Origin of the sequence: Lactobacillus corticis (assembly GCF_018327645.1) — a bacterium.
Taxonomy (GTDB): domain Bacteria; phylum Bacillota; class Bacilli; order Lactobacillales; family Lactobacillaceae; genus Lactobacillus; species Lactobacillus corticis.
The window spans coordinates 1-7,522 of the sequence record NZ_BMAY01000019.1 but is presented as its reverse complement, the minus strand read 5'-3'; the positions used below and the strand labels follow the sequence as shown (position 1 = coordinate 7,522).

General features: G+C 42.6%; 10 protein-coding genes. 2 read left to right on the top strand and 8 right to left on the bottom strand.

Going from position 1 to position 7,522, the window contains the following annotated elements:
• Nucleotides 1–172 precede the first annotated feature (172 nt).
• Together KI210_RS08480 and KI210_RS08475 are read left to right on the top strand one after the other, a co-directional pair.
• Complete coding sequence (locus tag KI210_RS08480; protein ID WP_212781455.1) at nt 173–784, top strand: flavodoxin; 612 nt, start codon at nt 173–175, stop codon at nt 782–784.
• Between the two features lie 9 nt (nt 785–793).
• Entirely contained in the window at nt 794–1,726 is a 933-nt protein-coding gene (locus tag KI210_RS08475) for an alpha/beta hydrolase (RefSeq protein ID WP_212781454.1), read from the top strand.
• 113 nt (nt 1,727–1,839) lie between these two features.
• Here the strand turns inward: KI210_RS08475 and KI210_RS08470 are convergent, their stop codons facing one another.
• From KI210_RS08470 to KI210_RS08435, 8 genes are all read right to left on the bottom strand, one after another.
• Nucleotides 1,840–2,004, bottom strand: a complete 165-nt coding sequence (locus KI210_RS08470) for a hypothetical protein (RefSeq protein WP_212781453.1) — start codon at nt 2,002–2,004, stop codon at nt 1,840–1,842.
• Between the two features lie 18 nt (nt 2,005–2,022).
• Nucleotides 2,023–2,172 carry a hypothetical protein gene (locus KI210_RS08465; protein WP_212781452.1) on the bottom strand — a complete coding sequence of 50 codons (150 nt, stop codon included), beginning with the start codon at nt 2,170–2,172 and terminating at the stop codon, nt 2,023–2,025.
• Between the two features lie 155 nt (nt 2,173–2,327).
• Complete coding sequence (gene phoU, locus KI210_RS08460; protein WP_212781451.1) at nt 2,328–3,092, bottom strand: phosphate signaling complex protein PhoU; 765 nt, start codon at nt 3,090–3,092, stop codon at nt 2,328–2,330.
• Nucleotides 3,093–3,103: 11 nt separating this feature from the next.
• Nucleotides 3,104–3,862 carry a phosphate ABC transporter ATP-binding protein PstB gene (gene pstB / locus KI210_RS08455; RefSeq protein ID WP_212781450.1) on the bottom strand — a complete coding sequence of 253 codons (759 nt, stop codon included), beginning with the start codon at nt 3,860–3,862 and terminating at the stop codon, nt 3,104–3,106.
• Between the two features lie 12 nt (nt 3,863–3,874).
• Nucleotides 3,875–4,654 (bottom strand): phosphate ABC transporter ATP-binding protein PstB, encoded by a 780-nt coding sequence (pstB, locus tag KI210_RS08450; protein WP_212781449.1) that lies wholly within the window; start codon nt 4,652–4,654, stop codon nt 3,875–3,877.
• On the bottom strand, nt 4,654–5,541 hold the full coding sequence (pstA, locus tag KI210_RS08445) for a phosphate ABC transporter permease PstA (protein WP_212781448.1): 888 nt from the start codon (nt 5,539–5,541) through the stop codon (nt 4,654–4,656). Before pstA ends, pstB (KI210_RS08450) begins: the two co-directional genes overlap by 1 nt.
• A complete protein-coding gene (pstC, locus tag KI210_RS08440) occupies nt 5,531–6,460 on the bottom strand; it encodes a phosphate ABC transporter permease subunit PstC (RefSeq protein WP_212781447.1) in 930 nt (309 codons plus the stop codon). Before pstC ends, pstA begins: the two co-directional genes overlap by 11 nt.
• A gap of 11 nt (nt 6,461–6,471) precedes the next feature.
• Complete coding sequence (locus tag KI210_RS08435) at nt 6,472–7,329, bottom strand: phosphate ABC transporter substrate-binding protein PstS family protein (protein ID WP_212781446.1); 858 nt, start codon at nt 7,327–7,329, stop codon at nt 6,472–6,474.
• Nucleotides 7,330–7,522: the final 193 nt, after the last annotated feature.

Genomic DNA, 7,522 nt, shown 5'->3' with positions numbered 1-7,522 from the left:
AAGATCTTGGCATATCATACTCCAGATGAAATCTTTGAGAAAGAATTAGATCATATCTATCAAGCAGTATAAATGTTCAATTTATTATTGCAATTTACGTAATTATTAATTTTAAAAATCATTTTTCTCTCATATACTAATTGCATAAACCACCAAGAGAAGAGGGAAAAACATGAAATACTGGAAGAAAATTGTTACTTTTTTAGGCCTAGGGTTATTACTAGTGCTCTTTACTTCAGCTTGCTCCAGAACTACTGGTTCAAAGTCAGCATCTAAGCCCAATACACCTGCTAAGGTAAGTAAAGGAAATAAGAATAGTAAAACTTTAATTTTATATTTCTCGCTTTCTGGGACTACCAAGGGAGCAGCAGAATACATTCACAAGCAAACGGGTGCCGATATGATTCGCCTGCACCCGAAAACACCGTACAAGGGATACGATAATGCAGCTAGCCGGGGTGACCGTGAACGGCGGCGGAATATTCACCCGGCCTTGGCTACTAAGATCCCTAACTTTTCAAAATATACTACGGTTTTAATTGGCTACCCAACTTGGTGGCAAAGACCGCCAATGCTGATTCACACCCTGTTTGACGATTACAACTTCAAGGGTAAGACGGTAATTCCATTTACTACTAGCATGAGTACGCCAATTTCGGCTTCGGAAAAAGTAATTAAGCAATTAGCTCAAGAAGATGGTGCTAAATTCAAGAATGGAATTCGTTATGACGACAACGACAGCCAAGTAAAGAAGTGGCTCCAAAATTTGGGCTTAACGGAATAAGGTGATCCGATGAAAAAACGGAAGCGAGGCCCGGTATTATTTGCAATTTTGGCTGCAGTCATCCTTTCGGGATGCGGCAATAACCAGACAAGCAGTAATGACAATAAGCAAACTAAGCTAATCGTGAAAAATTCTGATTCAAGTCGCACCGAGACTATAAATTATCAAACAACTTATCACAACCGCAAATATAATAAACAAGCGATAGTTTATCTCCCGAAAAATTACCACGCTAAGAAAAAACATAATGTGCTTTACCTATTGCATGGCTCAACTGAAGTGAGAAATGGCCGCTCAACTTTTTACAATGACGGCAATTTCAAACGGGTGCTGGATAACTTAAGCGATCAAAATAAGCTGAAAGATACAATTGTGGTATTTCCAACTTATTATCCGAGCAGCCAGCAGGTCTCTAGCAATTACTATGATGATAATCCCCTGAATCGTAGATTCGCAAAAATAGAGCTAATGAATGACTTAGTGCCGGCAGTTGAGAAGCGTTACCGGACTTATGCAGAAAATACTAGCCAAGCTGCATTAGAAAAATCGCGTAATCACCGGGCTTTTGGCGGTTTCTCAATGGGGTCGATTACCAGCTGGTATGTTTTCCAGTATGACTTGCCATATTTTAGATATTATTTGCCGATGGCAGGCGATTCCTGGACAGTGACTTCAGATGGCGGGGCCAGCGAACCAAGAAAAACAGCTCAGGTTTTAGCTGATGAAGTTAAGAAATATCCCAAGCTGAAATTTAAAATTATGGCTGGGGTAGGTTCTGGGGATGGAACTAGTGGGTCGATGACGCCACAAATTAATGCCATGTGGAAGCTGTCTGAATTTAATCGCACTAACCTGCAATATTACACTCAGCCAGGTGGAAATCATGATGCACCGACGATGGCTAGAATTGTTGCCCATTATGCAGACCAGCTCTTTAGCTAAAAGCAGAATGCTGCATTTGACTAAACTGACTAAAGCCGAAGCGAAAAAATAGGTATATTAAAACCTCGCTTTCGTCATGCTATTATGTCATAGCTAACGAAAACGAGGCTTTTTTAGCATCCTATCGTGAAAAATACGACGAAAATGCTGCAGCTTACCAGCAGCAAAACAGCCAATTGTACCAGTGACAGCTTTAATAGCAAGGTGTCTTGCTGGTTGCGGGCAGCAAAGACAAAAATTAGCGGAATAATCGCGATCAAAGCATAAAATAGCAACATAACTATTTTCCCCCGTAGTTAATAAATAAATGCAATAACAGTTACAACAGTTGCCAATACTAGCTGCAAAGCAGATGACCAGAGAGCTAGTTTATTGTGGTTGCGACTAGCAATAATCAGACAAACGATGTAAAGAATCGCTAAAATCGGTGCGATGTAGTAAAGCATATTTTTTCCCCTTAGTTTCTATTTTGCTGGTGAGAACCAACCTGTTTATCCTATTACTGTTCATACTATCACAGAAAAAAATGCAATCAATAGGTGAGTGTGTTCAAAAAAGAAAACTACCCAATTGCTTTTAAGGCGCCTGGGTAGTTTTTGCGTTAATTTTCGTCTAGTTTCTTATCTAATTTTCGGCCGACTTTCTTCATTGCTTCTTTTTCATCGATCAAACCGTCAGCTTCTTTTTGAACAATGTGACGGTCAATTTTACCGGGGTTGAGTTCCACCAATTTAGCGCTTTGCCGGTAAATAACCCATTCAGCTAAGTTAACAATGTGGTCGCCGATCCGTTCCAGCAAACGTGCTACGTTTAAGTAGCTGGCATTGGCAACTGCAGTATCTGTTTGGCGTTCCATGACACCTACAATCAGTTTGTGAGCTTTGTAGTAGAGGACGTCTACTTCCAAGTCCATTTGGGCAGCTTCCTTAGCAGTGTCTGCGTTGTCCTTGGAATATGCATCTAGTACCGTTTCCATCATGCTCCGAACCTTATTGGTCATTTCGCCTAGCAGCTCTTCAATTTCAGGAACCCGTTCGTTGCCTTTAACTTCAATTGTTTCGCGCGCAATCGTGGCTGCGTGGTCGCCGATTCGTTCTAGGTCGCTGCTGGCTTTAAGGGCAGAGATGATTAACCGAAAGTCTTTTGCCAGGGGCTGCTTGAGTGCCATGATTTGCAGCGCACGGTTTTCCAGCTCAGTTTCTTCTTCGTTGATCTTTTCATCGCCGTCGATAACTTGTTGAGCAAGTTTTTTATCGTGGTCAATGTATGATTTGGTTGCACGGTAAATTTGTTCGCTTACGTTAACCCCCATCTCCACGAATTCGAGGTTAAGCTTTGACATTTCGTCACTAAAAAGTCCGATCATAATTTGCCTCCTTATCCAAAGTTGCCGTTAATGTAATCGTTTGTGATTTGTTCCTTCGGGTTGATAAAAATTTGTGCGGTATCGCCATATTCTACTACCTTACCGTTCATGAAGAAAGCTGTTTTGTCACTAATCCGGGAAGCTTGCTGCATATTATGGGTAACCGTCACAATCGTGTAGTCCTTGGCTAATTCTACCATTGTTTCTTCAATCTGGCTGGAAGAAATCGGGTCAAGCGCACTGGTTGGCTCGTCCATGAGGATAACGTCAGGTTTGGTAGCAAGAACGCGGGCGATGCAGACCCGTTGTTGCTGACCGCCGGATAGCTGCTGGGCATTTTTGTTAAGGTCATCTTTGACTACGTCCCAAATTGCCGCTTGGCGGAGGGCTTTTTCAACGCGTTCATCTAACGTCTGCTTGTCTTTGATCCCAGCTAGGCGCAGACCAAAAGCAACATTGTCATAAATGGAAAAACTGAAAGGGTTGGGCTGTTGGAAAACCATGCCGACCTGTTGGCGCAGTTTAACTGTGTCAGTCTTAGGAGAATAGATATTATGCCCCCGAAACTTAACGGTTCCAGTAATTGTGACGGTGTCGATCAAGTCGTTCATCCGGTTCAAGCAGCGGAGAAAAGTGGACTTGCCGCAGCCAGAAGGACCAATCAGAGCAGTTATCTTCTTCTCTTCGATGTCTAAGTTGATGCCATGCAGTGCTTCTTTTTTGCCATAGTAGAGTCGCAAACCGTCAGTACTAATAATGCTATCTGCCATCTTAATTCCCTTCTAGCCGAAACGGCCTTCAACATAATCTTGCGTCAATTTAACTTGCGGATTAGTAAAGACATTAACTGTCTTGTCGTATTCGTAGACCTTACCCAGTTGGAAAAAGGCGGTGTAGTCGCTGACCCGCGTAGCTTGCTGCATGTTGTGGGTAACCATGATCATGGTGTAGTTTTTCTTTAATTCAACTAGCGTTTCTTCAAGCACGCCAGTCGAAATTGGGTCAAGGGCACTGGCAGGTTCGTCAAGCAGCAGGATTGACGGCTTCATCGCAATTGCCCGGGCAATGCAAAGTCGCTGCTGCTGACCACCAGACAAGGCTAGGGCACTCTTATTCAAATCGTCCTTAACTTCGTTCCACAAAGCCGCCTGGCGCAAACTTTTTTCGACAATTTCGTCAAGTTGGCGCTTGTCCTTGATTCCATGGTAACGAGGCGCATAGGCGATATTTTCATAAATTGTTTTCGCAAAAGGATTTGGTCTCTGGAAAACCATGCCGATATGTTTACGTAATTCAAAGACGTTTATTTTTGGCTGATTAACATCGACATTTTCAAATAAAATTTGCCCTTCAACCGTTGCGATTTTGTCATTCATCCGGTTCAAACTTCTTAGGTAAGTTGATTTACCAGAACCGGAAGCGCCGATCAGGGCTGTAATTTGATGGCGGGGAAAGGCCAAGGTTGTAGGGTGCAAGGCCAACTTGTCACCGTATTTGACGCTTAAGTCTTTGGTAGAAATTCTAATTTCTTCTTTTGGAGTAACGATGTTGTAGTCTTTCATTATTTGCCTCCAGTCAACTTGCGTTCCAGCTTATTTCCAAGGTAGTGAGCCAGGATGTTGAAAAGCAGAACAACCAGAATCAAAACGGCACTTGCTGCTGCTGAAACTATATCAGCGTCGATGGTTAAGCCTTCAGTATTTAATTTCCAGATGTGGACTGCTAACGTTTCTGCCGGACGCATAACGTTTAATGGGCTTTCTGGAGAAAGCGGGTTCCAGTTGAGGTAATTCAAAGCTGGTGCGCTTTGACCGGAAGTGTAGATCAGGGCAGCTGCTTCACCAAAGATCCGTCCGCTGCTGAGGACCACCCCAGTAATAATTTCAGGTACCGTTCGCGGAAGCAGGATCCCTTTGATTGTTTGCCAGCGGGAGAGGCCTAGAGCTAAACCGCCCTCGCGTTGTTCATCAGAAACGCTGCGCAAGGCATTTTCAATATTGCTGGTTAAAAGTGGCAGGTTAAAGACAGTAAGGGTCAATGCCCCAGATAAGATTGAAAATCCCATGTTGAAGCGAATTACTAATACTAAGTAGCCAAACAAACCGACTACGATTGAAGGCAAAGAGCTAAGAATTTCAATTAAAGTTTGGATAAAATGGGTAAGCTTATTATCTGGCGCATATTCAGCTAAGTAAATTCCTGCGCCCAAAGACAAGGGGATCGAAATTAACAAAGCTAAAATCAGCAAATAAATGGAGTTCCACAATTGGTCTCTGATACCTCCGCCCGCCTTTACGGCTTGGGATGGCTTGAACAAGAAGTCGATTGATTCTTGTGGCAGGCCGGTTACCAAAATATATCCAATAATTAATACTAACAGTACAGCAACGATTCCGACCATGACCTGGATGATTCGTTTAGCCAGGTGGTCAACTTTTTTAACGTCCATTCATTTTCCCCTTCTTGGTAATAAATCTTACTAACACATTGAAGAACAATGACATTAAAAGCAAGATGAGTGCTAATGACCAAAGAGCATCATTTTGTACGCTGCCCATGATCGTATTTCCAATTTGACTAGTTAATTGACTAGTTAAAGTTGAGGTTGGAGAAACTAAGTTTTCTGGCATCAGAATTGAGTTACCGATAACCATTTGTACGGCTAAGGCTTCACCGAAGGCTCTGGACATGCCGAAGATAATGGCAGTGAAAATTCCAGGCAAAGCTGCTCTGAAAACAATTTTGTAAATTGATTGCCATTTGGTTGCGCCTAGGGCTAAGGCTGCTTGACGAAAACTTACGGGAACAGCCTTTAGGGCGTCGACGGTCATTGAAGTGATGGTCGGGAGGATCATGAAAAATAGGACCAAGATAGCAGGCAAGATCCCAAAACCGGTTCCGCCAAAGGTATTCCGCATTAATGGAACGAGAATAGTTAGGCCTAAGAAGCCGTAAACCACTGATGGAATACCAGTAAACAATTCAATCATGGGACGAAGAATTTGGCGCTGCCGCTTGGAGGCATATTCGGTCATGTAGACCCCAATTGCCAAAGCAAAAGGCGTAGCAATCACCGCCGAAAGCAGCGTTACTAAGATCGAAGTGACAATCATCGGGGCAGCACCGGCAATTGGGTGGCCATGACTATCAACTTCTCCAGGATTCCAAGCAGTCCCAGTGAGGAACTCCCAAATATTGACGTTGTCTTTATAGAAGGTTCTAAGACCTAAATTTGCGATAAAGACAATAATTGCAAAGGTTAACACAATGATGAAGGCAGCTGTTATAAAAGTTACAGTTTTTCCTCTTCTTTCCTGCTTTGTAGCCTTTGATGGCGAGAGCAGGCGCTTTTTGATATCAGCATCCATATATATCCTCCTTACTTGGCGGTAACCTGACCCTTAGAATCTTGCTTGACTTTCATTTCTTGCATACTGATGTAACCAAGTTCTTTGATGGCAGTTTGTTGGACCTTTTTTGATTCGATGTAACGCAAAAATGCTTCAGTGGCCTTGGTTTTATGTTTTTTATTGACATACATATGTTCGTAAGACCAAATTTTCCATCTGTTAGTAGTTACATTTGCGCCGGTCGGCTTAACGTGATCAATTTCCAATTTAAGCAGATCTTTTTTCTGCGCATAGGCAAATGCTAGGTAACTGATTGCGCCTGGAGTTGATGCTACGATCTTTTGGACCGAGCCGTTAGAGTCTTGTTCTTGGCCAGCTGCCACCTTGGTTTTGCCCATAATTTTTGCTTCAAATGTAAAGCGGGTCCCGCTTCCTTGAGAGCGGTGGATTAAGACGATTTTTTGATCTTTGCCGCCAACCTGTTTCCAGTTGGTTATCTTGCCGGCAAAGATATCGCGTAACTGACTGGCAGATAAGTTCTTAACGCCGATATCTTGATTAGCCACCACGGCTATCCCGACAACCGCTACTTTGTGATCTTCCAGCTTGCTGGCATCAATTCCGTCTTTTTGATCAGCAAACAAGTCAGAGTTGCCGATTTGCACGGCGCCTTCTGAAACCTGACTTAAACCAGTACCGCTACCGCCCCCTTGGACATTAATTGTAGTACCGGTTTGCGTTTGGTAATGATAACCAACTTCTTCAACCAATGGCTGCAGGGCCGTCGATCCAACAGCAGTTACTGACTTATTATTACGACTGCAGGCGGCGGTAAATAGGCTTAAAGCTAAAAGCGCCCCCAAGAATAATTTATTTCTTTTTTTCATCTTTCTTACCTCTTTGCTGCTTTCATTTTTAGAGTAAACTATCAATGTAATGCGATATTCGAACTTATGTAAATTTTTGGTAAATTATTTATTCGTAAATTGCAATAATAAATTGAACATTTATACTGCTTGATAGATATGATCTAATTCTTTCTCAAAGATTTCATCTGGAGTATGATATGCCAAGATCTTT

What these genes read in the sequence shown, in the direction of transcription:
- KI210_RS08465 (WP_212781452.1), bottom strand. Translation starts at nt 2,172, where the DNA reads ATGCTTTACTACATCGCACCGATTTTAGCGATTCTTTACATCGTTTGT.
- KI210_RS08475 (WP_212781454.1), top strand. Translation starts at nt 794, where the DNA reads ATGAAAAAACGGAAGCGAGGCCCGGTATTATTTGCAATTTTGGCTGCA.
- pstB (WP_212781450.1), bottom strand. Translation starts at nt 3,862, where the DNA reads ATGGCAGATAGCATTATTAGTACTGACGGTTTGCGACTCTACTATGGC.
- KI210_RS08435 (WP_212781446.1), bottom strand. Translation starts at nt 7,329, where the DNA reads ATGAAAAAAAGAAATAAATTATTCTTGGGGGCGCTTTTAGCTTTAAGC.
- pstB (WP_212781449.1), bottom strand. Translation starts at nt 4,654, where the DNA reads ATGAAAGACTACAACATCGTTACTCCAAAAGAAGAAATTAGAATTTCT.
- phoU (WP_212781451.1), bottom strand. Translation starts at nt 3,092, where the DNA reads ATGATCGGACTTTTTAGTGACGAAATGTCAAAGCTTAACCTCGAATTC.
- KI210_RS08470 (WP_212781453.1), bottom strand. Translation starts at nt 2,004, where the DNA reads ATGTTGCTATTTTATGCTTTGATCGCGATTATTCCGCTAATTTTTGTC.
- pstA (WP_212781448.1), bottom strand. Translation starts at nt 5,541, where the DNA reads ATGGACGTTAAAAAAGTTGACCACCTGGCTAAACGAATCATCCAGGTC.
- pstC (WP_212781447.1), bottom strand. Translation starts at nt 6,460, where the DNA reads ATGGATGCTGATATCAAAAAGCGCCTGCTCTCGCCATCAAAGGCTACA.
- KI210_RS08480 (WP_212781455.1), top strand. Translation starts at nt 173, where the DNA reads ATGAAATACTGGAAGAAAATTGTTACTTTTTTAGGCCTAGGGTTATTA.